At 70.1% G+C, this 24,853-nt stretch carries 25 protein-coding genes and 2 pseudogenes; 18 read left to right on the top strand and 9 right to left on the bottom strand.

Annotated elements, in window-relative coordinates; genetic code table 11:
- Positions 1 to 189, top strand: a pseudogene (locus LY13_RS20395) (MFS transporter); the annotation flags it as partial.
- Between the two features lie 225 nt (positions 190 to 414).
- On the opposite strand, the gene LY13_RS20390 reads toward LY13_RS20395, so the two are convergent.
- Complete coding sequence (locus tag LY13_RS20390; RefSeq protein ID WP_253830210.1) at positions 415 to 1,080, bottom strand: O-methyltransferase; 666 nt, start codon at positions 1,078 to 1,080, stop codon at positions 415 to 417.
- Positions 1,081 to 1,432: 352 nt separating this feature from the next.
- Here LY13_RS20390 and sigE point away from each other — a divergent pair, with 352 nt between their 5' ends.
- From sigE to tatB, 4 genes are all read left to right on the top strand, one after another.
- Positions 1,433 to 2,173, top strand: coding sequence for an RNA polymerase sigma factor SigE (sigE, locus tag LY13_RS20385; protein ID WP_253830209.1), 741 nt, complete (start codon positions 1,433 to 1,435; stop codon positions 2,171 to 2,173).
- Complete coding sequence (locus tag LY13_RS20380; protein ID WP_253830208.1) at positions 2,170 to 2,919, top strand: zf-HC2 domain-containing protein; 750 nt, start codon at positions 2,170 to 2,172, stop codon at positions 2,917 to 2,919. The genes sigE and LY13_RS20380 overlap by 4 nt, the downstream gene beginning before the upstream one ends.
- A 213-nt stretch (positions 2,920 to 3,132) precedes the next feature.
- Entirely contained in the window at positions 3,133 to 4,689 is a 1,557-nt protein-coding gene (locus LY13_RS20375) for a S1C family serine protease (protein WP_253830207.1), read from the top strand.
- A 46-nt stretch (positions 4,690 to 4,735) separates the two neighbouring features.
- Positions 4,736 to 5,227, top strand: a complete 492-nt coding sequence (gene tatB, locus LY13_RS20370) for a Sec-independent protein translocase protein TatB (RefSeq protein ID WP_253830206.1) — start codon at positions 4,736 to 4,738, stop codon at positions 5,225 to 5,227.
- A 515-nt stretch (positions 5,228 to 5,742) separates the two neighbouring features.
- Here tatB and LY13_RS20365 read toward each other — a convergent pair.
- From LY13_RS20365 to LY13_RS20355, 3 genes are read right to left on the bottom strand one after another with little or no spacing between them, the layout of a single operon-like run.
- Positions 5,743 to 6,888: an Mrp/NBP35 family ATP-binding protein gene (locus tag LY13_RS20365; RefSeq protein ID WP_253830205.1), complete on the bottom strand. Its 1,146-nt coding sequence runs from the start codon at positions 6,886 to 6,888 to the stop codon at positions 5,743 to 5,745.
- Positions 6,885 to 7,424, bottom strand: a complete 540-nt coding sequence (locus tag LY13_RS20360) for a DUF1003 domain-containing protein (RefSeq protein WP_253830204.1) — start codon at positions 7,422 to 7,424, stop codon at positions 6,885 to 6,887. Before LY13_RS20360 ends, LY13_RS20365 begins: the two co-directional genes overlap by 4 nt.
- Positions 7,417 to 8,754: a magnesium transporter MgtE N-terminal domain-containing protein gene (locus tag LY13_RS20355; protein ID WP_253830203.1), complete on the bottom strand. Its 1,338-nt coding sequence runs from the start codon at positions 8,752 to 8,754 to the stop codon at positions 7,417 to 7,419. The genes LY13_RS20360 and LY13_RS20355 overlap by 8 nt, the downstream gene beginning before the upstream one ends.
- A gap of 269 nt (positions 8,755 to 9,023) precedes the next feature.
- On the opposite strand from LY13_RS20355, the gene LY13_RS20350 reads away from it, so the two are divergent.
- The 5 genes from LY13_RS20350 (at position 9,024) to LY13_RS20330 (ending at position 14,104) form a co-directional block, all read left to right on the top strand.
- Positions 9,024 to 9,548 (top strand): general stress protein, encoded by a 525-nt coding sequence (locus LY13_RS20350; RefSeq protein WP_253830202.1) that lies wholly within the window; start codon positions 9,024 to 9,026, stop codon positions 9,546 to 9,548.
- A gap of 252 nt (positions 9,549 to 9,800) precedes the next feature.
- Positions 9,801 to 11,126, top strand: coding sequence for an ABC transporter substrate-binding protein (locus LY13_RS20345; RefSeq protein WP_253830201.1), 1,326 nt, complete (start codon positions 9,801 to 9,803; stop codon positions 11,124 to 11,126).
- Entirely contained in the window at positions 11,123 to 12,079 is a 957-nt protein-coding gene (locus LY13_RS20340) for a carbohydrate ABC transporter permease (protein ID WP_253830200.1), read from the top strand. The genes LY13_RS20345 and LY13_RS20340 overlap by 4 nt, the downstream gene beginning before the upstream one ends.
- Positions 12,079 to 12,918 (top strand): carbohydrate ABC transporter permease, encoded by an 840-nt coding sequence (locus LY13_RS20335; RefSeq protein WP_253830199.1) that lies wholly within the window; start codon positions 12,079 to 12,081, stop codon positions 12,916 to 12,918. The genes LY13_RS20340 and LY13_RS20335 overlap by 1 nt, the downstream gene beginning before the upstream one ends.
- A gap of 4 nt (positions 12,919 to 12,922) precedes the next feature.
- Positions 12,923 to 14,104 (top strand): ABC transporter ATP-binding protein, encoded by a 1,182-nt coding sequence (locus LY13_RS20330; protein WP_253830198.1) that lies wholly within the window; start codon positions 12,923 to 12,925, stop codon positions 14,102 to 14,104.
- Between the two features lie 64 nt (positions 14,105 to 14,168).
- Here the strand turns inward: LY13_RS20330 and LY13_RS20325 are convergent, their stop codons facing one another.
- The 3 genes from LY13_RS20325 to corA all read right to left on the bottom strand — a co-directional run bounded on the left by LY13_RS20325 (position 14,169) and on the right by corA (position 17,065).
- A complete protein-coding gene (locus LY13_RS20325) occupies positions 14,169 to 15,011 on the bottom strand; it encodes a chromosome partitioning protein ParB (protein ID WP_253830197.1) in 843 nt (280 codons plus the stop codon).
- Positions 15,008 to 15,658 carry a metallophosphoesterase family protein gene (locus tag LY13_RS20320; RefSeq protein ID WP_253830196.1) on the bottom strand — a complete coding sequence of 217 codons (651 nt, stop codon included), beginning with the start codon at positions 15,656 to 15,658 and terminating at the stop codon, positions 15,008 to 15,010. The genes LY13_RS20325 and LY13_RS20320 overlap by 4 nt, the downstream gene beginning before the upstream one ends.
- Before the next feature lie 306 nt (positions 15,659 to 15,964).
- The gene (gene corA, locus LY13_RS20315; protein ID WP_253830195.1) at positions 15,965 to 17,065 is read right to left on the bottom strand and encodes a magnesium/cobalt transporter CorA; all 1,101 of its coding nucleotides are present in this window, start codon (positions 17,063 to 17,065) and stop codon (positions 15,965 to 15,967) included.
- A 515-nt stretch (positions 17,066 to 17,580) separates the two neighbouring features.
- Here corA and LY13_RS20310 point away from each other — a divergent pair.
- Positions 17,581 to 18,690 (top strand): DUF2332 domain-containing protein, encoded by a 1,110-nt coding sequence (locus LY13_RS20310; RefSeq protein ID WP_253830194.1) that lies wholly within the window; start codon positions 17,581 to 17,583, stop codon positions 18,688 to 18,690.
- Positions 18,691 to 18,745: 55 nt separating this feature from the next.
- Here the strand turns inward: LY13_RS20310 and LY13_RS20305 are convergent, their stop codons facing one another.
- Complete coding sequence (locus LY13_RS20305) at positions 18,746 to 19,150, bottom strand: NUDIX hydrolase (RefSeq protein WP_253830193.1); 405 nt, start codon at positions 19,148 to 19,150, stop codon at positions 18,746 to 18,748.
- Between the two features lie 266 nt (positions 19,151 to 19,416).
- On the opposite strand from LY13_RS20305, the gene LY13_RS20300 reads away from it, so the two are divergent.
- The 6 genes and pseudogenes from LY13_RS20300 to LY13_RS20275 all read left to right on the top strand — a co-directional run bounded on the left by LY13_RS20300 (position 19,417) and on the right by LY13_RS20275 (position 23,128).
- Positions 19,417 to 19,578 (top strand): hypothetical protein, encoded by a 162-nt coding sequence (locus LY13_RS20300; RefSeq protein ID WP_183657701.1) that lies wholly within the window; start codon positions 19,417 to 19,419, stop codon positions 19,576 to 19,578.
- A gap of 19 nt (positions 19,579 to 19,597) precedes the next feature.
- Positions 19,598 to 20,158 (top strand): PH domain-containing protein, encoded by a 561-nt coding sequence (locus LY13_RS20295; protein WP_253830192.1) that lies wholly within the window; start codon positions 19,598 to 19,600, stop codon positions 20,156 to 20,158.
- Between the two features lie 86 nt (positions 20,159 to 20,244).
- Positions 20,245 to 21,117 carry a PHP domain-containing protein gene (locus LY13_RS20290; RefSeq protein ID WP_253830191.1) on the top strand — a complete coding sequence of 291 codons (873 nt, stop codon included), beginning with the start codon at positions 20,245 to 20,247 and terminating at the stop codon, positions 21,115 to 21,117.
- Positions 21,118 to 21,127: 10 nt separating this feature from the next.
- Positions 21,128 to 21,745, top strand: a complete 618-nt coding sequence (locus LY13_RS20285; protein ID WP_301299409.1) for a MarC family protein — start codon at positions 21,128 to 21,130, stop codon at positions 21,743 to 21,745.
- A gap of 31 nt (positions 21,746 to 21,776) precedes the next feature.
- Positions 21,777 to 22,628, top strand: a pseudogene (locus tag LY13_RS20280) (RecB family exonuclease); the annotation flags it as partial.
- Between the two features lie 143 nt (positions 22,629 to 22,771).
- Positions 22,772 to 23,128 carry a hypothetical protein gene (locus LY13_RS20275; protein ID WP_253830189.1) on the top strand — a complete coding sequence of 119 codons (357 nt, stop codon included), beginning with the start codon at positions 22,772 to 22,774 and terminating at the stop codon, positions 23,126 to 23,128.
- Positions 23,129 to 23,203: 75 nt separating this feature from the next.
- On the opposite strand, the gene LY13_RS20270 is transcribed toward LY13_RS20275, so the two are convergent.
- Positions 23,204 to 23,755 carry a sugar O-acetyltransferase gene (locus tag LY13_RS20270; protein WP_253830188.1) on the bottom strand — a complete coding sequence of 184 codons (552 nt, stop codon included), beginning with the start codon at positions 23,753 to 23,755 and terminating at the stop codon, positions 23,204 to 23,206.
- Between the two features lie 90 nt (positions 23,756 to 23,845).
- Here LY13_RS20270 and LY13_RS20265 point away from each other — a divergent pair, with 90 nt between their 5' ends.
- Positions 23,846 to 24,796 (top strand): LysR family transcriptional regulator, encoded by a 951-nt coding sequence (locus LY13_RS20265; RefSeq protein ID WP_253830187.1) that lies wholly within the window; start codon positions 23,846 to 23,848, stop codon positions 24,794 to 24,796.
- Positions 24,797 to 24,853 lie beyond the last annotated feature (57 nt).

Below are 24,853 nucleotides of genomic sequence, written 5' to 3'. Positions count from 1 at the left end.
GAGGCCCCGCCCGCGGGGCGCGGACAGGCGGGCGGGCTCTACAACGCCTGCTACTACCTCGGCAGCAGCGTGGGAGGAGCGGCGGGCGCGGTGCTGTACGGCCACGCGGGCTGGGCCTGGCTCGTGGCCGCTGTCGCGGGCGCGCTCACGGTCGGCATCCTGGCGATCCTGTCGGCCCGCCGCGCCTGAACCTCGCCCCCAAGGGCACCTTGGTGGCGTTGAACGCCACAAAAGTTCCCCTCGCACAACGGTTCCCCTCGCACAACGGTTCCCCTCGCACAACGGTTCCCCTCGCACAACGGTTCCCCTCGCACAACGGTTCCCCACCGCCCCTCACGGCCCCTGACGCGTGCCTGTGTTCGATGCCCCCACAGTGCCCTTGGCAGCTCGGGGCACGTGACGGAGCGGCCGAGGTCAGGTCGTGGGGCCGACGACGGCGGCCGCCAGCAGACCACCGCCGAGGGGCAGTACGGCGGGGCGGAGCCGGTCGTCGTCGCGCATCGTCCTGGCGACGTCGCGGAGCGCGAGCAGCTCCGGACTGCGCCTGCCGTGATCGCCGATGTGCAGGTCGGCGAGGACGTTGTGGAGCACGATCACCCCGCCGGGCCGCAGCAGCTGGACGCCCTGGGCGAAGTAGCCCGGGTACTCGGCGAGCGTGGCGTCGGCGAACACGAGGTCGTAGCCGCCCGAGGTCAGGCGGGACAGCACGTCGAGAGCCCTGCCCGTAATGGTGCGCACTCGGCCGGACGGGTACCCCGCGGACGTGAACACGCGCCGTGCGGCCCGGTGGAACTCGGGCTCCCAGTCGATGGTGGTCAGCACGCCGTCGGGCGCCATGCCCCGCAGCAGGTGCAGCCCGCTGACCCCGGTGCCGGTCCCGATCTCGACGACGGACCTGGCCTGCACAGTCGTGGCCAGCAACCCCAGCGCGGCGCCCGTGGCGGGTGACACCGCCGGGCAGTCCAGCTCACGGGCTCGCCCGCGAGCCGCGGTGATCACGTCGTCTTCGGCCGCGAAGCCGTCGACGAACCCGCTGACGGCGTCGGCGAGCGCCGCAGTGGGATCGGTTTCCGAGGTCACGCGCGAAAGGTTAGCGCGCCGCGCGAGCAGGTCGGACCACCACGGCACACGGGCCCGCCACGGCATCGCGAGGCCGCGGCACCGCGAGGACACGGCGTCACGAGGGCATGGCGTCACGAGGCCGCGAGCGGGCCCGGCCAGGTTCTCAGGGCATTCTCAGCCGCACCTCATCGAATCCGTAAGGAGAGCGACGAGACTGCGTCTCATCCACAGGAAGTGTCAGCCACGACCGACAGCCAGCCTCCGGACGGCGGGCGGCCCTCACGGGCGGAGCTCACGAGGGAAATAGGGGTCCGGCGGGAACACGGGGATCGCGCCGGACGTTGAACGGCTAACGAAGGGGATCAGGTCGATGGAGGTGCCTCAGCTGTCACAGAGCAGCACGACGCAACCCACAGGCGAGCAGGCGGGCGCGGCGGTCGCCGACCGCTCCACGTCCGGCCCGGCCGACGCGGCCCCGAACGGGGCCGTGACCGGCGACACGGCGCTGCGCGGTGACAGGGCGCACGGTGACACCGCGTCGCCCGGCGACACAGCGCTGCCCGGTGACGACGTGGCGGCGACCTGGACCCCGCCCACGTGGGACGAGGTCGTCCGCGAACACGCCGACCGGGTCTACCGGCTGGCCTACCGGCTCTCGGGCAACGCCCACGACGCAGAGGACCTCACGCAGGAGACGTTCATCCGCGTGTTCCGCTCCCTCGCGTCGTACAAGCCCGGCACGTTCGAGGGCTGGCTGCACCGCATCACGACGAACCTGTTCCTCGACATGGCTCGTCGCCGCTCGCGCGTGCGCATGGAGGGCCTGCCCGAGGACACGGATCGCATCGTGGGTGACGACCCGAGCCCCGAGCAGGTCTTCTCCGAGACCCACCTCGACCCCGACCTGCAGACCGCGCTGGCCGAGTTGCCGCCGGAGTTCCGTGCCGCCGTCGTGTTGTGCGACGTCGAAGGACTGTCGTACGAGGAGATCGGCGCGACCCTCGGCGTCAAGCTCGGGACCGTGCGCAGCAGAATCCACCGCGGCCGTCAGGCGCTGAAGGCGTCGCTGGAACGTGCGGCCGCAACACGTGAGCGGGAGGCGCTGGGATGAGCCGTCACCACGGGTCCGGCGGGTTCGCTCTTCCCGAGTCGCACCTGCTGCCGGACGCGGTCGTGGCGTTCGTCGACAACGAACTGTCCACCGGGGCGACCGAACGCGCCGCCGAGCACCTCGCGCACTGTCCGTGGTGCGCGGCGGAGGTCGATGCGCAGCGGCAGGTGCGGTCGGCCGTGCGCGACGCCGACGAGCCGTCGATGTCGGCGGGTTTCCTCGCGAGCCTGCGGTCGATCCCCCAGGACACCGAACTCGACCAGACTCCGGACAACCTCGCGGTCACCGAGGACGGCCAGCTCGTCGCCGTTCAGCGGCCCGACCGCGTGGCAGGCCTGCGCGGACGTTCCGTCGGCGGCTCCGAGGCACTGGGCGCTTCCGCTCCGCTCGGCGGTTCGACGCCGCTGGGGCAGTCCGGCAACGTGCTCGGCGGCGGAGGCTCCGCCACCGGCAGGCGCCGCGCCGCCCAGGGCGCGGGCGTGGTCGTGTCCGGGCTCGTGCTGAGTGCGCTCGCGCTCGTGACGACGACCGGTGGTGGCACGGCCGCAGACCCGGAACGGCCCCGCCCCGGCGGCGACGTGAACACGAACGTGCTGCGGGCACAGTTCGGCGGAGACGGTTCGGCGGCGTCACGCACGGCCACGTCCACGCCGACGCCGACGGCGGCCCGCTCCACCGCGTCCGCGGAGGCCACCGGCCCGGCGGCGTCGAGCGCGCCGCTCACGCCGGTGTCCAGCGGCCGCTGATCTGTCCAACGGCCGGTGATGTCCGGCGGCCGCTGACCCCTCCCGCGGCCGTGGCGTGCTCGTGGCCCGGCGCACGAGCAGGCCCACGCCCACTTCACCGGTGGCGCGGCAGGATCACCTCGTGAAGTCCCATGGTGCGTCGGCCCGACGCACCGCGCACGCGTACTCTCCGTGCGAGGCACGAGCACGCGACGAACCGGATGCCGGGGGAAGATGAGCCAGCCACCGAACCCGTCTCACGAGGGCGACGACGAACAGCGGCTCCGCCCGCGTCCCATCGCGCGCCCGTCGGTGGACCCGGCGGCCGCGTCGGCGTTCGGCAGGCCGCGCGGTGTGGAGGGTTCCTTCGACGCGTTGACCCGTCCCGGGGACGTCACCGGCAACGGTGACCGCACCGGCGGGGCGGGCGGGCCCGTTCTCGCACCACCCACACCCGAGTCCCTGGCGCAGGCGTTCGGCCGTCCTCCCGGGGAACGCGACGTCGTGCTGCAGCGCCCCGACGGCAGCGACGGCACCGCCGCGGAGACCCCCGTGAACGCGGGCGACGAGGACGACGACCCGCTGTGGGCGTCGGAGGCGGACCCCTGGCGGGACCCGGGCGCGGCCGCCGTGCTCGGCAGGCCCGCGGTCGGCGACGCCGAGACCGACGAGGGGTCCGCGAAACCCCAGGGCGCGCAGCTGAGCCTGCCCGAGGTGCTGTTCGGCAGGCGCGTCAAACCCGTCGCGTTGGGACTGCTGGCGGTGATCGCGCTGCTGATCGGCGCGGCGGGAGGCCTCGTCGGCTGGGGCGTGGCCAGCACCGGCGACGAACTCACCGGTGAACTCAACGTGGCCGAGGCCGAAGCCGCGAAGGAACGGCCCGCGGGCTCGATCGCCGGGATCGCACAGCGGGTGGCGCCCGCCGTCGTGTCCCTGGAGATCACGTCCGGTCAGGACGGCGGGGTCGGCTCCGGTGTGATGATCGACTCCGACGGCTACGTGCTCACGAACCACCACGTCGTCTCGCAGGCCGTCGACTCCGAGGACGCCGAGATCACGGCGGTGTTCACCGACGGCACCCGCGCAGGCGCCGAGGTCGTCGGCACCGACCCGAAGACGGACCTCGCGGTCATCAAGGTGAACGTGTCCAACCCGGTGGTCATCGAGGTCGGCAAGTCCGCCGACATCGCCCCGGGTGACAGTGTCGTGGCCGTCGGATCGCCGTTCGGCCTCGAGAACACCGTCACCGAGGGCATCGTCAGTGCTGTCGGCCGGCCCGTCACCGCACCCGGGCAGAACGGCGACACGAACGTCACCTACGACGCCATCCAGACCGACGCCGCGATCAACCCGGGCAACTCGGGCGGCGCACTCGTCGACTCCCGCGGCGCGCTCGTCGGGATCAACTCGATGATCCGCACCGTGGGCGAAGGCGAGGGCGGCAGCATCGGCCTCGGCTTCGCGATCCCCGTCGACCAGGCCATGCGCATCGCCGACGACCTGATCAAGGACGGCAAGGTGCAGCACGCCGACATCGGCGTCAACGCCGCGTCGGTGTCGGCCAACAGCTCCGAGGGCGCCCAGGTGCAGAACGTGCGGGGCCAGGGCCCCGCCGCGAAGGCCGGCATCAAGGAAGGCGACGTGATCACGAAGGTCGGCGACCGGCAGGTGCGTAACGCCGCCGAGCTGACCGTCGCCGTCCGCGAACACGACGTCGGGGAGACTGTGCCGGTACGTCTCGTTCGCGGGGGACGAGCCCTTACCGTCGATGTCACCCTGGGTTCAGACTGACCTTGTAAACTTGCCCGGAGCGGCCGATCGAGGCGGAGGTTCCCAGGTGTTCGAGAGCGTTGGCTGGTCCGAGATCCTCGTGTTGCTCGTGGCTGCCCTGTTCATCCTGGGCCCCGAGCGACTGCCGGAGGCGGCGGCGTGGATGGGCCGGTCGGTGCGCAAGGTCCGCGACTTCGCCACCGGTGCCCGGCAGCAGCTCAAGGACGAGATGGGCCCCGAGTACGAGGAGCTCCGCAAGCCCATCGAGGACCTGCGTGGCCTGCGCAACTTCGACCCCAAGCGCGCCGTGACCCAGCACCTCTTCGACGGCGACACCGACCCGGCGGGGCTCAGCAGCCTCAACGGCACCCGTCCCATCGGCGGCGACGGTGCGCACACCACGCCGTACGCAGGCGATACGCGCGCCGACAGCACGGGCGGTGCCGGTGTCGGCGGTATCGGCGCGGGCGGTGCGGGAGCCGCACCTTCCGCCGCGAAGCCTGCTCAGGAGCCGCTCGAGTCCGGCCAGAAACCTCCGGTCGACCCGGACGCCACCTGACCGTCGGTGGGCCCCACCCCGCGCACGGGTTCTGCGCCCACCCGTCTCCCGGCCACCTGTCTCCCGGCCATCGCCCCTCACGGCCGCGCTGACGCGCGCGGCTGTGCCCGCGCGCGTGTTCTGCGCTCAGGCCGGAGTGCCCGCCGTGTCCTCGCCGTGGAAGCGGGACTCGGCGCGGCCGGCGGCACCCCTACTTTCGTCGTGTCCTGAGCCGGCGCGGCAACCTTCGTCGGGTCCGGGGCGTGTACCTCGTGTCCGGGACCTGTGTGCCCGGACGCCGACAGGGGGCAGGGGCCCGGTCGGCTCGCGAGGGACACCGGCCGCCGCGGAGTGCGCGCAGTGACGAGGACCGGTGTCTCGGCAGGGGGAGCGCATGCGCGGATCGTGCACGCGCGGGTGGTCCCGAGGCCTTGCTCGCACTGGGGGTGGAGGCCTCGGGGCCACCGCTCACGCCGTGGTCACCGCCGCAGTCCCTGCCGTGGCGGTGCCGAGCGCAGGACACGCGGGGACGGTCGTCAGCTGCCCGCAGGAGTGACGTTCAGCATCATCCCGGACAGGCCGCGGGCCCGGACCGACAACTTCTCGGCGGCGGCACGCATGACCTCGGAGGCCGCGGCGTCGGGTACGGACAGCACGAGCGGGGTGCCTGCGTCGCCCTGTTCGCGCAGGCGCGAATCGAGCGGCACCTGGCCGAGCAGCGGAACCTCGGCGCCGACGGACTTCGACAGCGAGTCGGCGACCGTCTGCCCGCCACCGGAGCCGAAGATCTCCATCTTCGACCCGTCGGGGGCGTCGAACCACGACATGTTCTCGATCACGCCCGCCACGCGCTGACGCGTCTGCAGCGCGATCGCACCGGCACGCTCGGCGACCTCGGCCGCCGCCTGCTGCGGCGTGGTGACGACCAGGATCTCCGCGTTCGGGATGAGCTGCGCCACGGAGATCGCGATGTCGCCCGTGCCCGGGGGCAGGTCGAGCAGCAGGATGTCGAGGTCGCCCCAGAAGACGTCCGCGAGGAACTGCTGCAGCGCGCGGTGCAGCATCGGCCCGCGCCACACCACCGGGGTGTTGCCGGGGGTGAACATGCCGATGGAGATGACCTTCACGCCGTGCGCCTGCGGCGGCATGATCATCGACTCGACCTTCGTGGGCTTCTCGTCGGCGCCCAGCATGCGGGGCACCGAGTGGCCGTAGATGTCGGCGTCGACGACACCGACCTTGAGTCCGCGCTCGGCCATGGACGCGGCCAGGTTGACGGTCACACTGGACTTGCCGACACCGCCCTTGCCGGACGCGACGCAGTACACGCGCGTCATCGAGCCGGGCTGGGCGAACGGGATCACCGGCTCCTCGGCGTCACCGCGGAGCTGCTTGCGCAGTTCCGTGCGCTGCTCGTCGCTCATGACGTCGAGTTCGACGCGCACCTCGCTGACGCCGGGCAGTTCGCTCACGGCGGCCTTGGTGTCCTTGGTGATCGTGTCCTTCATCGGGCACCCGGCCACCGTGAGGTACACCTCGACGGTGACGACCCCGCCGTCGCCGACGGTGATGTCCTTGACCATGCCGAGCTCGGTGATCGGCTTGTGGATCTCCGGATCCTGCACCGAATCCAACGCGGTGCGGACGGTCTCGACACTGGGCTGTTCTTGCGTGGTGGTCACTGCTCGGGCACCGACCTTCTGTCGCTGGCGGCCTGCTGTTGTCTCCCCATGCTACGTGGCTGCCCATCGAGGTCTTCGCGTAACTTGTCCAGCTCGCTGCGCAGGTAATCCCGGGTCGCGACCTCGCCGACCGCCAACCGCAGCGCGGCCAGCTCGCGCGCCAGGAATTCGGTGTCGGCCTTCGTCTGCGCGGCACGGGCCCGGTCCTCCTCGAGCGAGACGCGGTCCCGGTCGTCCTGTCGGTTCTGTGCCAGCAGGATCAGCGGCGCCGCGTACGCCGCCTGGGTCGAGAAGGCCAGGTTGAGCAGGATGAACGGGTACGGGTCCCAGCGGAGCGTCACCGCAGTGAGGTTGAGTGTGATCCAGACGATGACGAGCAGCGTCTGCCAGAACAGGTAGCGCCCGGTGCCGAGGAAACGCGCGAGGCGCTCGGCCGTGCTGCCGAACGCCTCGGAGTCCAAATTCGGGGTCAGCCGTCCGAGCCGGTGGGAGTGCCGGGGCTGGTCGAGCCGTCTGCGGCCGGTCGGTTCAGGCATGGTCGTTCTCCGCTGGTGTGCCGGCGGGTGGCGGGGTGTCGCCGCCCGCCGGGGTGCCGGGATCGAGGTCGCGCAGGCCGGTCTCGCGCCAGCCGTCGGGGAGCAGATGGTCGAGCACGTCGTCGACGGTGACGGCGCCGAGCAGGTGGTCCCGGGTGTCGACGACGGGTGCGCACGTGAGGTTGTAGGCGGCGAAGTACCGGGTCAGTTCGCCGAGCGGGGCGGTGGGCGGCAGCGGTGGCAGGTCGGTGTCGGCGACGGAGGCGACGAGTTCGGCCGGTGGTCTGCGCAACAGCCGCTGGAAGTGGACGCACCCGATGTAGCGGCCCGTCGGCGTGGCCTGTGGTGGACGGCACACGAAGACCATGCTCGCCAGCGCCGACGTCAGGTCAGGGTTGCGGATGTGGGCGAGTGCCTCGGCGACGGTGGCGTCCGGGGCGAGCACGACCGGTTCCGGGGTCATCAGCCCGCCCGCGGTGTCCGACGAGTAGGCGAGCAGTCTGCGCACCGGGCCGGACTCGTCGGGGTGCATCAGTTCGAGCAGCCGGGTCTGTTCGGTCGGGCCGAGTTCGCCGAGCAGGTCGGCGGCGTCGTCGGGGCTCATCGCCTCGAGCACGTCGGCCGCGCGTTCGTCGGCGAGGTAGTCGACGAGCTCCTTCTGGTCGTCCTCCGGCAGTTCCTCGAGGACGTCGGCGAGCTTCTCGTCATCCATCGCGTCGGCGACCTCGTGCCTGCGCTTGAGCGGCAGGTCCCGCAGGGTGGCGGCGACGTCGACCGCGCGCATGGTGTCGAACAGCATCAGCAGCTGGCCCGCGCCCTGCGGCTGGGTGCCGAGGTCGGCCAGGCCGAGGCCCGAGACGTCCTCCCAGCTCAGCACCTGCAGTCCACCCCTGCGGCCGGTGAGCTTCAACGGCCCGGTCCGCGGTTGCCGGACCGCCAGTTTGGCCAGCACCCAGTCGCGGGTGCGGGTCGGTTCCATCGCCGCGTCCACGACCGTGAGCCGTGCGCCCGAGGAAGCCAGGTGCGCGCGGGCGTCGAGGAGCTGGCCGAGCACGAGGACCTCGTTGGGGCGCTGGTGGAAGCGCCGCATGTTCACCGACCCGGTGGCGAGGGTGACGGCGTTCGACTCGATCGCGGTCACGCGCAACATCGGGACGAACACGCGGCGCCGGGTCGAGACTTCCACGACGAGACCCAGCACTCGCGGCGGCTGGTGGTCCAACCGGAGCCCCGCGACCAGGTCACGCACCTTGCCGATCGACTCGCCGTCGGGTCCGAAGACCGGTAGTCCTGCCAGCTGAGCTGCGAAAACCCGGTTGACGGCCGCCATGGGCCCAGCGTAGGCGTGCCGCGGCCGACCTGCCCAGTGGTGATCACCGCACGGCGTGGCGGGCCCTGCCGTGCGCGTCGCGCCGAGCGCGCGCCCGTGTCCGGTGATCATCCCGGCGCGAAAGTACGTATTGTTGTGGAGGATTCGCCGTTTCGCCGGGGTGCTCCCCGGCTGGGCGACCACGTATGAACGAGCACCACTGCGGGTACCCAGCCAGGTGGGTCGCTGCCTACAGTGCTGACAACGCAGAGCAGTCGAAAGCACAGGTGATGATCGTGACCGGTCCACTGTCGTCAGGCCGCCAGGCTCCGGGACAGCCGAAGCTGCCCACACCACCGACCGGTTGGCCGATCGGTTCGTACAACACCTACGAGGAAGCGCAGCGGGCCGTCGACCACCTCGCCGACAACGACTTCGCCGTGCGCGACGTGACGATCGTCGGCGTCGACCTGATGCTCGTGGAACGCGTCATCGGGCGGCTGTCATGGGGCCGGGTGCTCGGCACCGGTGCGGCATCCGGTGCGTGGTTCGGCCTGTTCGTCGGCCTGTTGCTGAGCATGTTCAGCAACAACACCGAGGGCATGGCCCTGGCGCCGATCCTCATCGGACTCGTCGTCGGCATCGGCTTCGGCGTGGCGTTCGCGGCGGTGAGTTACGCGTCGACCCGCGGCAGGCGGGACTTCTCGTCGTCGAGTCAGCTGGTGGCGGGCCGCTACGACGTGCTGTGCCAGCCGCGGAATGCCGAGCAGGGCCGCGACCTGCTCGCGAAGCTGAACATGGGCACCCACGGCTGACGCCACCCCGAGTGATCATCACCTGATCCCGGGCGCCGCGGGCACCGCCGTCCTGGAGTAGTTCTTTCGTCGGGTTTCGGCCCGTCTCCGACCGAATCGTTACAGTCCGCGCTTGCCGTCCGTGGTCGTTGGGAATACCTTTCCCGGCGATCATTCGAGCGGTCCGACGATCGCGATTCCGGATTCTCACGCACGACGGGGTGCGGAGGCCGTTTCCTCCGGCCCCGCGTGTACTACGTGGAGGAGGAGGAGATGGCGCTACCGCCGACGCGGCCGCGCAGGCACCGACCACCCGTACGGGCGGCGGTGCTGGCCTGCGCGCTGGTCACCGGCGCCGGCCTGGTCACTGCATGCGGCACCGACGACAACCGGACGATCGACGTCTACTACGCCCCGGAGGACAACTTCCAGACGGTCGTCGACGACTGCAACGAGCAGGCCGACGGCCGGTACCGGATCGTCTACCACAAGCTGCCCCGTGACGCCGACGGTCAGCGGGAGCAAATGGTCCGCAGACTCGCGGCGGGCGACGAGACGATGGACGTGCTGGGACTCGACGTCACGTGGGTGCCGGAGTTCGCCGAGGCCGGCTGGATCGAGGAGTGGACCGGCGACCGCAAGGCCGAGGCGGAGCGCGACGTGCTGCCGGGTCCGCTGGCGACCGCACAGTGGGACGGCAAACTCTGGGCCGCGCCGAAGAACACGAACGTCCAGCTGCTCTGGTACGACGACCGCATCACACCGGAACCGCCGTCCACATGGGACGAGATGATTCGGGATTCGAAACGGCTCAAGCGTGAGGGCGAGCCGCACCAGATCCTGTTCACCGGTGCGCAGTACGAGGGCCTCGTCGTGTTCTACAACTCCCTCGTCGAATCGGCGGGCGGGCGCATCCTCTCCGACGACGGCGAACGCGTGGTCATCGACGAGGGCGCCGTCGAGGCGTTGCGGATCCTCAAGGAGATCACGACCTCCGGGCTGACGGACCCGTCGCTGACGAACCAGCAGGAGGACGAGGTTCGCCTGGCGATGCAGCAGGGCCGCGGCGCTTTCGAGCTCAACTGGCCGTTCGTCTACGCCTCGTACGCCGCGGAGAAGCCGGACACGCTGCAGCACTTCAAGTGGGCGCCGTACCCGAGCGTCCAGCAGGGCGAACCGGGTCGCAGCACCATCGGCGGCTACGACCTGGCCGTCTCGTCGGCGTCGACGAACAAGCCCGCGGCCTTCGAGGCCGCGTTGTGCCTGCGCAGCGCCGAGCACCAGAAGTACTCGGCGTTGAAGGACGGCGTGCCGCCGAGCATCGAGACGGTCTACGACGACACCGAGCCCCTCGATCCGTCGAAGCCCGCCGACCCCGAGGACAACCCGAGCATGGCGACGGAGTACCCGATGCGCGGGGCGATCAAGGAGGCGCTGCAGAACGCGGCGGTCCGGCCGCTGACGCCCGCGTACCAGAACCTCTCCACGGTGATGGCCAAGGTGCTGTCCCCACCGTCCGACATCGACCCTCAGCGCACGGCGGAGCGGCTCCGGGAGGAACTCACCGACGCGCTCGACTCGAAGGGCGTGATCCCATGAGCCACGCGGTCACCGACGCACCGGGCGAGGAGTCCGCGGCGTCGACCGAACCACCGAAGAAGGCCAAGCTCAGCGAAGGCCGGAAGGCCGAACGCAGGCTCGGCTGGCTGTTGTGCGCACCCGCGGCGATCGTCATGCTCGCCGTCACCGGGTACCCGATCGTCTACTCGATCTGGCTGTCGCTGCAGCGCTACGACCTGCGCTTCCCCGGCGAGCAGGAGTTCGTCGGGCTCGACAACTACATCGCGGTGCTGTCGAACCCCTACTGGTGGACCGCCTTCGGCACGACGATGCTGATCACGGTGGTCACCGTCGCCATCGAGTTCGTGCTCGGCATGGCGCTGGCACTGGTCATGCATCGCACCCTCGTCGGGCGCGGGCTGGTCCGGACGGTCGCGCTGATCCCGTACGGCATCGTCACCGTGGCGGCCGCGTTCTCGTGGTACTACGCCTGGACGCCGGAAACGGGGTATCTCGCCAACCTCTTCGCCGACGGCAGCGCCCCGCTCACCGAGTACGGGTCGTCGTTGCTGATCATCGCGCTGGCCGAGGTGTGGAAGACGACGCCGTTCATGGCGCTGCTGCTGATGGCGGGCCTGGCGCTCGTACCCGACGACCTGATGCGTGCCGCCTCGATGGACGGGGCGAACGCCTGGCAGCGGTTCACCAAGGTGATGCTGCCGGTGATGAAGCCGGCGATCCTGGTGGCGTTGCTGTTCCGCACACTCGACGCGTTCCGGATCTTCGACAACATCTTCGTGCTCACGGGCGGGTCGAACGACACGTCGTCGGTGTCGATGCAGACCTACAACAACCTCATCAAGGGGCTGAATCTCGGTATCGGATCCGCCATGGCGGTGCTGATCTTCCTGACGGTGGCGCTGATCGCGTTCCTGTTCGTCAAGGGCTTCGGCACGGCCGCGCCGGGCAGCGACGACGGAGGGAAGCGCTGATGGCAATGCAGCCGGCCACTGCAGGCCGCAAGGCGCGCTGGGCGCTGCTCGACATCGTCGTCGTGGTGTACGCGCTCGTCCCGGTGCTGTGGATCGCGTCGTTGTCGCTCAAGACCAAGGACACGGTCGCCGACGGGAACTTCGTCCCGCGGGAATGGACGCTGCAGAACTACAGGGACATCTTCGCGACGACCGAGTTCATCCGGCCGTTGTTCAACTCGATCGGCATCGCGCTGATCGCCACGTTCATCGCGGTGGTTCTCGGCATGATGGCGGCGTACGCGATCGCCCGGCTCGACTTCCCCGGCAAGAAACTGCTCGTCGGGGTGTCGCTGCTGATCGCGATGTTCCCGCAGATCTCGCTGGTCACGCCGCTGTTCAACATCGAGCGGGAACTGGGCCTGTTCGACACGTGGCCCGGCCTGATCCTGCCGTACATCACGTTCGCGCTGCCGCTGGCGATCTACACGCTCTCGTCGTTCTTCCGCGAGATCCCGTGGGAGCTGGAGAAGGCGGCGAAGATGGACGGCGCCACCCCGGCTCAGGCCTTCCGGAGGGTGATCGCCCCGCTGGCGGCACCGGGTGTGTTCACCACGGCGATCCTGGTGTTCATCCTGTGCTGGAACGACTTCCTGTTCGCGATCTCGCTGACCTCGACCGAGGCGTCGCGAACCGTTCCCGCGGCCCTGTCGTTCTTCACCGGGACGTCGCAGTTCGACGACCCGACGGGAACGATCTCCGCGGCCGCCGTGGTGATCACCATTCCGATCATTCTGTTCGTGTTGTTCTTCCAGCGCCGCATCGTCGCGGGGCTGACGTCCGGTGCCGTGAAGGGGTAAGGCAATGGCAGAGATCGTGCTCGACAAGGTGACCAAGCGCTACCCCGACGGAGCCCGCGCCGTGTCCGAGATGAACATCGAGATCGCCGACGGTGAGTTCATCATCCTGGTCGGTCCGTCGGGGTGCGGGAAGTCGACCGCGCTGAACATGATCGCCGGTCTCGAGGACATCTCGGGCGGCGAGCTGCGGATCGACGGGGAGCGTGCCAACGAGAAGTCGCCGAAGGACCGCGACATCGCGATGGTGTTCCAGTCGTACGCGCTGTACCCGCACATGAGCGTGCGGGAGAACATGGCGTTCCCGCTGCGGCTGGCGAAGGTCGACGGCGCGACGGTCGACGAGAAGGTCGAGGAGGCGGCGCGGATCCTCGACCTGACACAGCACCTGGACCGCAGGCCCGCGAACCTGTCCGGCGGGCAGCGCCAGCGGGTCGCGATGGGCCGCGCGATCGTGCGCAGCCCGAAGGCGTTCCTCATGGACGAGCCGTTGTCCAATCTGGACGCCAAGCTGCGCGGGCAGATGCGCACGTCGGTGTCGAAACTGCAGAAGCAGCTCGGTACGACGACCGTGTACGTCACGCACGACCAGACCGAGGCGATGACCCTCGGCGACCGGGTCGTCGTGCTGCGCGGCGGTCACGTGCAGCAGATCGGCTCTCCGCAGTTCCTCTACGACCAGCCCGCGAATCTGTTCGTCGCCGGCTTCATCGGCTCGCCGTCGATGAACTTCGTCCCGGCGGCGCTGGAGGACGGGTCGCTCAAGAGCCCGCTCGGCACGGTGCCGTTGACCGACCGGGTGCGCAGTCTGGTCGAGGCTGCCGGCGGGCCGCGCGAGGTCATCGCGGGTATCAGGCCGGAGCACTTCGAGGACGTCTCGCTCGTGGACGACAAACACCGCGAGTCCGGTGCGACGTTCCGTTCCACTGTGGACGTTCTCGAGTCGATGGGCGCCGAGAAGTACGCCTACTTCTCCCTCGAGGAGCAGGCGGCCGTCAACGAGGAGCTGGCGGAGCTCGCCGCCGACGCGGGCTCGGCGGACGTGCCCGGCAGCGGGTCGACGATCGTGACCCGGCTCGACGCGGCCTCGGCCGCGGCCGAGGGCGGGGCGCTCGAGGTCTGGTTCGACCCGGACCGCCTCCAGCTGTTCGACCCGAAGTCGGGCAGGAACCTGACGTTCGACGGCTGACGTTCCGGTCCGGAGCGGGCCGTGTTCGGCGGGTACGGCGTGAGTGGCGCCGGGCCCGCGGCGTTCACCGGCGCCGGGCGCGGAGGGCCTCGAAGACGTCGTCGTCCCAGGTGTGGGTCCGGATGAGGTGGTAGCGCTCACCCGCGACCCACAGGTACGCCTCGGCCTCGGTCCGCGTGCCGACGAGATCGGCCTGCCGCAGCATCTGCACCACCGGCTGGTACTCGTCGGCGTACCACCGCGCGGCGATCGTGGCGCGGTCGAGGAACGTGCCGGAGTCCTGCATCAGCCGGAACCCCCACGCCTCGACGTGTTCGCCGAGCTCTGCGTAGTCCCACGGGTCCGTGACGACGACCGACGCACGCGCCTCGCCGGTCAGCGGCACGCGTTCCAGGAACAGCCGCCGGTAGTCCTTGACGATCAGATCACCCCGGTAGCGGATGCCCGCGGGGTCGAGTGTCGTGCGGACCTCGGTCACCAGCGCGTCGATCGTGCCGAGCCCCAGCGCGTGCGCCACGGACACGCGGTGGTGGCCGTCGATGACGAAGTGCAGCTCGCCCACGCGGTACACCTCGATCGGCGGGATTGCCTCACCGCGGCGGCTGGCCAGCGCGAGCCGTTCCCACCGCTGCCGCACCCTGCCCGACGTCGGCCGGAACCGGCGGTCGAAGTCGGAGCCGCGGTCCACGCTGCCGACGATGCTGTCCAGCGCGATCACCCGCAGTCCGAGGCGCCGCTGGCCCTCCCAGCCGAGCGCGGCGACGACCTCGTCGAACGGCAGCGTGATGTTCACGTCGTCGGGTTCACCGCGCAGCCATGTCGCGAGCCGCGACAACACCTGCCGTCTGCGGGCGCGCAGGAAGTCGTGTTCCGCGTCGGCCCGGGGGAAGCCGGTGTCGCGGTTCATGCCGGCTGCACCAGCGACCCGAGTTCGAGTACGTGACTGCCCACGACGTTGCGCACCGCCGTGTCGTCGATCCGGCGGTCGGCCACGGCCTCGCCGTACGGGTGGATGTGCCCGTGCAGCAGCCACCGCGGGCGCAGCCGGTGAACCGTCGCGTGTAGACAGTCGAAACCGTGGTGGGGCGGGTCCTCGCGGTCGCCGACCCCGCGTGGCGGCGAGTGGGTCAGCAGGACGTCCACCGGACGGCCGCGGGCGCGCCGCACCAGCCTGCGCGCGCGGCGCGCCTGCGCCCGTTGCGTCCACTGGTTCGGCCCGCCGTTGTAATGGACCGACCCGCCGAGCCCCGCGATCCGCAGTCCCGCGACGTCGACCACCCGGCCGTCCGCGTCGATCCCGCCCGCCGGGCCCGGCCACGACGTCGGAACACCGCCGCGCAGCGACAGTCCGCGATGGCGCGTGAACCCGGTCAGGTCCGGGTCGTGGTTGCCCGGCACGAACACCACCGGTACGTCCAACAGGTCCGCGAGGTGCTCCAGGTAGCCGAACGGCAGGTCGCCCGCACCGAGCACGACGTCGACGGACAGGTCGACGTCCCGACCGCACCACAGCGACTCGTCGACCTCGTCGGCGACCACCAGCGCTCGCACCATGGCGACAGGATACGACTCGCGCGGGCGCGGGACACGTGCGAAAGCGGGCCCGGCGGCTCGTCCGAGTGCAGAACACACGCCTCCGGGTGCAGGACACGCGTGCGGCCTCGGTGGATCGGTGCGTCAGTGGGCCACCGCTGCGGCCTCGGGGTTGACCGCGATGAGGGCGACGACCATCACGAGCCAGGCGATGCCCAGCATGACGCCCCAGAACTTCAGGTCCATGAGCTTGCGGATCATGACAACTCCCCACGAATGATCGATCGAAAACCGGATGTGCCCCTCAACGCAGGCCCGAGCGGGTGCTCAGAGCCAGCGGTTCTTCCGGAATATTCGATAGAGCAGCAGACAGAGCCCGAGGATGATGCCGAGCACCAGCGGATAGCCGTACTTGAAGTTCAACTCCGGCATGTACTCGAAGTTCATGCCGTAGATGCCCGCGATGGCGGTCGGCACGGCGATGATCGCCGCCCACGCGGTGATCTTGCGCATGTCCGAGTTCAGTTGCAGCGTGATCTTCCCCAGCGTGGCGTCCACCAGGGTCGTCAGCAGTTCGTCGAACGACTCGACACGTTCGGCGACGGTCGTGACGTGGTCGTGCACGTTGCGGAAGTACGAGCGCACGTCCTCGGGCACGAGCCGGGTGTAGCCCTCGGACAGCCTGCGCATCGGCGTCGCCAGCGGCGAGACCGCGCGGCGCAGCTCCAGCACCTCACGTTTGAACAGGTAGATCTGCTCCGACGTGACGCGACTGCGCGGGGCGAACACCTCGGCTTCCATCTCGTCGATGTCGTCCTCGATCTTGTCGGTGACGTCGAGGAAGTGGTCGACGACGTGGTCGGCGATCGCGTGCAGCACGTCGGCAGGCCCGTTCTGCAACCGTTCCGGATCGGCGTCCAGCTCGCGCCGCAACCGCGCCAGTCCCGTGTGCTTCCCGTGCCGCACCGTGATGATGAAGTCCTTGCCGAGGAACGCCATCAGCTCGCCGGACTCGACGATCTCGTTGGCCGTCGTCGGCGAGGAGTGCTCGATGTAGCGCACCGTCCGGAACACCATGAACAGCGTGTCGTCGTAGCGCTCCAGCTTCGGGCGCTGATGCGCGTGCACGGCGTCCTCGACGGCGAGCTCGTGCAGCCCGAACGTCTCCGCGATGCCCTGGATCTGGAGCTCGGTCGGCTCGTGGAGGCCGATCCACACGAACCCGTCGTCGCGGTCGCGGACCTCGCGGACCGCCTCCTCGTGCGTCCAGGTCCCGGGCCTGCGCTCGCCGCCGACGTAGACACCGCAGTCGACGACGGACGCCGACAGCGGCTGCGGCCGGCGCTGGGCGGTCTGCGCGGGCGCGCGGCGGCCGCGGACGCCCCCGCCGCGGCCCCGCAGGTTGCCGAAGGAAGGAATCGCAGGCATGGCTTCTCCAGGCTGGGTGTCGCCGGATCATCACTGAGGTGCCACGCGTGGCCGGCGCTCGACCGGCGACGCGGGCGGGTACTCAGGACCGCTTCCGCGCTGGAGCGAAGTGAGGGCCGCGGCGGCGAGGGTCTCGCCGTCTGCGACCCGTGGCGCATGCCTCACGGCAAGGGGAGTGCGGTGTCCGACACCGTCGGAATCGCTGCTCGCCGGAGGGTCAGGCCGATTCGGACCGGCGTGAGGAAGCGGTGCCCGTACTGAGCGGGCTGGGCGTACTGAGCGAATTCGACGTACTGGGCCGATTCGACGTACTGGGCGGACTGTCGTCACTGCTCATCTGCATTCCTCACCTCCTTCGGCCGGCCTGCGCGACGTGGTGTTGCTCGCGTTGACGCGTTGTGCGCCGATGGTCAAGGGTACCTCTAGGGTTGTCTCGCATCATCGCTGGGGGATCTTCGAGGAGGGCTCTGACGTGCGGTTCGGATCATGGGTAGTCGTCGAGACGGAGCGGCGGCATGGCTGACGTCGACACGGCGAAGGAGCGGCTGCGCCGGTTCGCCGAGCACGAGGCGGCCGGGATCTCCCCGCTGTACTCGCACCTCGCGGGTCACGCCGCCGAGGACGACGACGTCGCCGCACTGCTGCTGGAGGCGGGCACCGGCGGTGACGCGCATCCGAATCTGCTGCTGGCGGTGGCGCACCGGCTGATCCAGGCCGAGCCGATCCACCCGTTGTCGCGGTACTACCCGTCACTCGGCGGGATGGACGGCGTGGACGGCGCGACGTGGCCCGAGTTCCGCACGTTCCTGCTCGAGCGCAGAGACCGGGTGAAGGAACTCCTGCGGACCCGCTTCACACAGACCAACGAGGTCAACCGCGCCGCTGTGCTCTACCCCGCCGTGGCGCGTGCCGCGAAGGAGGCGAAGGGCAAGGTCGGCCTGGTCGAGGCCGGCTGCAGCGCCGGACTGTTGCTGGGCATGGACCGGTTCGCCTACCAGTACCGGCTGCCGGGTGGTGAGCAGCTCGCCGCGGGGCCGAAGAAGACGCCGGTGGGCCTGCACTGTGCGGTCGAGCTCGCCGACGGGGCCCAGCCGCCGACGGTGCCGACCAAGCTGAACGTCGGCGCGAAGGTCGGCCTCGACCGCAACCCGGTCGACGCGCAGGACGACGACGAGCTCGCCTGGCTCGAGGCGTGCGTGTGGGCCGACCAGCCGGATCGGATCCGCATGCTGCGCACGGCCGCGGATGCGCAGGCCAAGGACGTGCCGGAGCTCGTCGCGGGCGATGCGGCGGGTGGCCTGTCCACGGCGGCCGACCGCGTGCCGGAGGGCATGCCCCTCGTCGTCTTCACGAGTCACGTGCTGATGTACATGGAGCCGGAGCACCGCGACGAGTTCGTCACTGCACTGGGTGAACTCGCCGGGCGGAGGCCGGTGTGGTGGGCGTCTCTCGAGCCGTACGAGTACGGGCTCGGCCTCGTGCTGCCGCGGCGCGAGGAGCTCGCCTACGCGTCGACGGCTCGGCCGACAGTGGGCCTGGTTACCTGGAAAAACGGCGCCCCGAACGGGCAGGCGCTCGCGCTGGCCGACCCGCACGGCCAGCGGATGACGTGGCTCGGCGCGTGAGTCTCCGCCCGCGCCGGGAATCGGTGGCGTTCGCCACGGCAGTCTGCGCGGGCCCTCACGGAGAGTCGTGAGGCAGTGCTCCCCATGCACGCAATGTGCTCACGAGGTTGTCCGTCACTTCGTCGTGGTACTCCATCCGAGTGAGTTCGGTGCTGTCGACCCACCGGGCGTCGGAGGCGTCGTCTCCCGCGGTCAACCGGCCTCCTCGGACGGTGCAGCGGTAGTCGTGGATCAGGTACGGCTCGCGCGTCACCGCGCCGACGAACCCGCCAGCCTCGACGGTCAACCCCGTCTCCTCGGCGAGCTCCCGCACGACCGCGTCGCGGTCCGTCTCGCCGGGCTCGACCCGACCTCCCGGCAGTGACCAGCGGCCCCGTGCCGGCTCGTTGGCCCGCCGGACGAGCAGCAGTCTGCCGTCGGCGTCGTGCACGATGCCGCCGACGCACCGGATGGGCTGCATACCGTCCTCCGTCCTTCCGCCGCGGGCGGCGAGCCGTCGTCTCCGTGTCGCCGGGCAGCGCGACGGGGTTGACGGGGCCGTGGGATCGTCGCGGCGATCGCCCCTTCGGTCACGATGGGTAGCGATCACGCTACGATCGCCGCGCGTACTGCCCCAAGCGCAGGACTTACCTCCCGTAGCGACAGGTAGTGCGGTACAAACTTAGTGGCACCTCACCCAACAGGTCCAAGCAACTGGTCTGCACTCGAGAGACGGGATTGATCGCCGTGAACGCGAAGAAGCTCGCAGGAATTGCCGCTGTCGCGTTGGTTCTGTTCTTCGTGATCGCGCAGCCAGGTCAAGCTGCGGGTTTTGTCAACAACATCATCGGCTTCCTGCGCGACGCCGCGGAGGCCGTGATCACGTTCGTCAGCAACATCTTCACCTGACGCGCGTTACCCTCGGTCCATGTTCGCTCCACGCGATCCAGACGAGTACCTCCTCGACACCGAGCGCCGGGTGATCCGCATCCGACGCCATTGGGCGTGTCTGGGATGGAACGTGTTCGAGGCCATCGCCATGATCGCGATCTGCGTGATGATCTCGTACATCCTCCCGCCGTCGATGTGGGTCGTGCAGAACCTCCTCTGGTACGCCGCACTGGGCGTCGTGCTCTGGTTCGCGTACAAGGTCGTCGAATGGTGGGTCGAACGACTCGTCGTGACCGACAAGCGGTTCATCATGACCACCGGTGTCTGGACCACGCAGGTGCTGATGATGCCGATCACCAAGGTCACCGACCTCACCTACGAGCGGACCTTCGGCGGACGCATCTTCGGGTACGGCACGACGGTCATCGAATCCGCCGGTCAGATCCAGGCGCTGAACAAGATCCGGTACCTGCCGGAGCCCGAGAACTTCTACGACACCATCTCGGAGCTCGTGTTCGGCGACAAGCAGAAGCAGGCCGAGCGGTTCTCGATGATCAAGGCCCAGCGCGCCGCGCGCGGCAAGAGGGTCCGGGGCTGACCCGGACCTTCTCGCCGCAGCACACGGCCGTGCTGCGGGGCCGTCGCGGCGCCTGCCGTGGGGCCGCCGGGCCTGCGTGTTGGACAATGGTCGTCGTGCGCATCGACCTGCATACCCATTCGACCGTCTCGGACGGCACGGACGGCCCGGCCGAGCTCGTCGCCGTGGCGGCGGCCGCCGGGCTCGGTGTCGTGGCGCTGACCGACCACGACACGACCGCGGGCTGGCAGTCCGCGGCCGATGCGCTGCCACGCGGCATGTGGCTCGTTCCGGGTGCGGAACTGTCGTGCGAATCCGACGACGGCAGGGGCGGCCGGGTCAGTGTGCACCTGCTGGCCTACCTGTTCGATCCCGAGGCCCCGGCGATCGTGACCGAGCAGAGCAGGCTGCGGGAACAGCGACGGTCACGGTTGCGGACGATCGCAGGCCGGATGGCGGCGGACGGACTTCCGGTGGACGCCGACGACATCTTCGCGCGCCTCGGCCCGGACGCACCGGCGGGCAGGCCGCACCTGGCGCAGGCGCTCGTGCGCGCCGGGCTGTGCGAAACGGTCGACGAGGCGTTCGCGAGCTACCTGACGGGCGGCCGCGGGTATTCGGTGCCGCGCAGGGACACCCCTGTCGAGCACGCCATCGACATGATCACCGAGGCGGGCGGCGTGACGGTGCTCGCGCATCCGTTCGCCTTCCAGCGCGGGCCGACCGTGTCGGCCGAGGTCGTCGAGTCCTTGGCGCGCCGCGGACTCACCGGCGTCGAGGTGGACCATCCCAACCACGACGGCCGCACCCGGGACGAACTGCGCGCACTCGCGAAGGACCTCGGCCTCGTGCGCACCGGCTCGAGCGACTACCACGGCACGAACAAGTCGATCGGGATCGGCCAGGACGTGACCGCCCCGGAGGAATTCGACGCCCTGATCGCCCAGGCCACCGGCACCGACGTCGTGGTCGGCGGCTGAGGCGGCGGTGATGGACTACTTCAACCTGACGCTGTTCACCGAAGCCCTGATCACGCTCGTCGTCATCATGGATCCGCCCGGCACGGTGCCGGTGTTCCTGAGCCTCGTCGGCCGCAAGCAGCCCTCGGCGCGGGCGCGCGCGGCGTTGCAGGCGGTGCTGGTGTCGTTCCTGGTCGTCGCGCTGTTCGCGGTCGCGGGGCAGGCGATCCTCGCGTACCTGGGCATCGGCATTCCGGCGCTGCAGGGCGCGGGTGGGTTGTTGTTGCTGCTGGTTGCGCTCGAGCTGCTCACGAGCAAGGGCGGCAGCGAACCCGAGGTGGCCGACGACGTGAACGTCGCGCTCGTGCCGCTGGGGACTCCGTTGCTGGCCGGACCGGGCGCCATCGCGGCGACGATCGTGTTCGTCCGGGAGGCCGACGGCGACGCCGGCGGGTACATCGCGTTGGCGAGTGCCATCGTCGCCGTGCACCTGATCATCTGGGTGTGCATGCGCTACTCCGGCGTGCTCATCAAGGTGCTGCGGGAGAGCGGTATCACGCTGCTGGCGAAGATCGCGGGTCTGCTGCTGGCGGCGATCGCGGTGCAGTTGGTGGCGGACTCCGTGCGTGGCTTCATCGCCGGCGCGTGAGGTGTCGGGGACTGTCGGTACGGTGCGCGGGATGGAGCAACTGGGGTTCGACTTCGGTGTGACGCCGCGTCGCCTGATGAAGGTGACGCCGGCGCGCCTGTCGACGTTCGACGACTGTCCGCGCCGGTACCGGCTGGCCTACGTCGACCGGCCGACGCCGCAGCGCACGGGGCCGTGGGCGCACAGCACGCTCGGTGCCGTGGTGCACAACGCCCTGCGCGCCCTGTTCGACCTGCCCGCCGCCGAGCGCACGCCCGCGCGTGCCGCCGCGCTGGTGGGCCGGCACTGGAAGGATGCCGGGTTCGCCGACTCCGAACAGGCCGCCGAGTACCGGCGAGTCGCCAAGGACTGGGTCGCCCGGTACGTGGCCGACCGCGACGTGAGCGACGATCCGCGCGGGGTCGAGCGGTGGGTGTCCGCACCGGCGGCAGGCGGCGACGGCCCGGCGTCGATGATCGTGGAGGGTCGCGCCGACCGGATCGACGAGCGTGACGGCGAACTCGTGGTCGTCGACTACAAGACCGGCAGGCGTGCACCCGACGAGCACGAGGCGCGCTCGTCGCAAGCGCTTGCGCTGTACGCCGTGGCCTCCGAGCGGACCCTGCACACGCCCTGTCGGCGCGTCGAACTGCACCACCTGCCGAGCGGCACGGTGGCGGCGGCCGAGCACACTCCCGACAGCCTGCGCAGGCAGCTCACCCGCGCCGAGGAGACCGCGGGCGACCTGCAACAGGCCACCGATAAGCTGGCCGACGGCGGCGACCCGGACGACCTGTTCCCCGCACGGACCGGCCGGCGGTGTTCGTGGTGCGACTTCCGCCCGAGCTGCCCCGCCGGGCAACAGGCGGGACCTGCCGCGCGGTCGTGGGACCTGCTCGCCCCACTCCGCGACGACACCGGCAACGACGACACCGGCGACGACGGCAGCGCTGACGTCGGTAGTGCTGACGGCGGCGGTGAAGGCGGCAGGGGTGGAACTCCGGCGCGCGCCGCGGCCGGGGTGGACCGATCATCAGGGGGTGTGTCGTGACCCGGGCTCCGGGCTGGACGAGGACGACCGCAGCGAACGACCGCACCGAACCACTGGAGACGCCCGTGACCGAGCCGGACCGAGCCGGAGTGGGCGGTCGCGTGTGGCGAGGCCTGACGGGGTCGGTCGCGGCGGGGTTCGCGTTGCTGGCCGTCGTCGTGCTCGTGGTTGCGTTCGCGACCGACAGCGGGCCCGGCACGGATGTGGTCGTGTGGCACGTGCTCGGTGCGGTGACGGCGATCGCGCTCCAGGCAGCGGTGGTCGACCGGGCCCGGGGAGCGGTCGCTAGCCTGGCAGGTGTCGGCGTGATCGGTATCGCCGGTGTCGTACTGTGGACCTGCTGGTGGGCGTGAGGCCGAGTCGGCGTCGGACGTGCATGCGGTCGAGCCAAGGATGCTGAGCTCGCACGGGAGCGCGGCCGCGCCGGTTCAGCCGACCGTTGTGATCACCTGAGCGGGGACTCCCGCGACGAGCGTGGCTGCGGGCACATCCCGGGTGACGACGGCGCCTGCCGCGACCACCGAACCGGCACCGATGGTGACCCCCTGAGTGACCACGGCTGCTGTCCCGATCCACACGTCGTTCTCGACGACGATCGGGGCGAAGGAGATGTACTCGCGACGTTCGGCGAGAGGCAGCGGATGACCTCCGGTGATGAGGCTGACCTTCGGCGCGATCATCACGCCGTTGCCCAGGCGGATCCCTCCCTTGTCCATGAGTGTGCAGCCCTGGTTGACGAAGACGTTCTCACCGAATGTCGTGTTGAGTCCGTGTTCGGTGAACAGTGGTGGGTAGATCGTCACCGACTCCGGGAGTGGGCCGCCGAACACAACGGAAAGTAGTTCGTCCCGCCCTTCGTTATCGCTGAACGGCAGTGCGTTGAGTCGTGACGTCGCGTCGGTCACCTCGGCGATCCGTTGCGCGTGTCGGGCGAATTCGGGCGTGCGGACGTGCATGACCTGGTCTGTGCGGGTGGACATGTGCTGATCCCATCACCGGGCGGACAACGTGATCAAACAACAATGCGTCGCACTCCGAACAACTGTTGGTTGTGGACGTACGGTGACGAGATGGATGTCGAAGCGTTGCGGACGTTCGTGGCCGTCGCCGAGGCAGGGCAGTTCCAGGCAGCGGCGGAGGACCTGTGGGTCAGTCAGCAGGCGGTCTCCAAGCGGATCGCCGGCCTGGAGAGGCACCTCGGGGTCACGCTCCTGGTGCGGACCTCCCGGGGCTCCCGGCCGACTCTGGATGGACAGGTGTTCCTGCCGCACGCCAAGAGTGTCCTGAGGGCAGTCGACCAGGCCGAGCAGGCCGTGAGCCCCGGCAGCAGACCGTTGCGCATCGATGTCCTCAACCGGCGTATCGCTCCTGCCCAGGCCGTGTACCGGTTCTACCGTTCCCACCCGGAGATGAACCTGGACGCGATCACATTGAGTGAGGACACCGCCGACCAGGCCGTTCAGGCCGTGCTCGACGGGAAGGTCGACGCCACGTTCCGCGCCCCACCCTCATCCGGGTTCCCGCCGGGGATCGGATCCGAACGACTCCTGGACGTGCCGCTGGAGCTCCTGGTCGGTCCGGCTCACCCGATGGCGAACGAGTCGTGGGCCAGACCCGCGGACCTGGTCGGCCACCGCATTTGGATCCCCGGTATCAGGCCGGCGTCGGAGTGGGAGGAGTTCTACCGGGCGTTGTCCGAGGCGTTCGGACTGAGCATCGACGCGCTGGGTCCCCACTTCGGTGACGAGGCACTGATGGACGCGCTCGCCGACTCGGCCTCGCTGGCCACGCTCGTCGGCAGTGGGGATCGTTATCTGTGGCCGGAGAGCCACGACCTGCGGCGCATCCCCGTGCACGCACCCACTCCCGTGTACCCGCACGCCCTGGTCTTCCGTAGCGGAGACCGGCATCCACTGCTGGCCGCGCTGCGCGATCACCTGCGCACCACACAGCCGCGGATCGTGGACGACACGTGGACACCGGACCGGGCGGCTCCCGGAATACGCAACACCTGCCCCTGAAACCGCAACACGAGCGCCTGGAACCGCAACACGCGCCCCCTGAACTGCAACACGCGC

This window comes from Prauserella aidingensis (assembly GCF_024171865.1).
Classification (GTDB): domain Bacteria; phylum Actinomycetota; class Actinomycetes; order Mycobacteriales; family Pseudonocardiaceae; genus Prauserella; species Prauserella aidingensis.
This window is presented reverse-complemented; position numbering and strand designations above follow the sequence as displayed.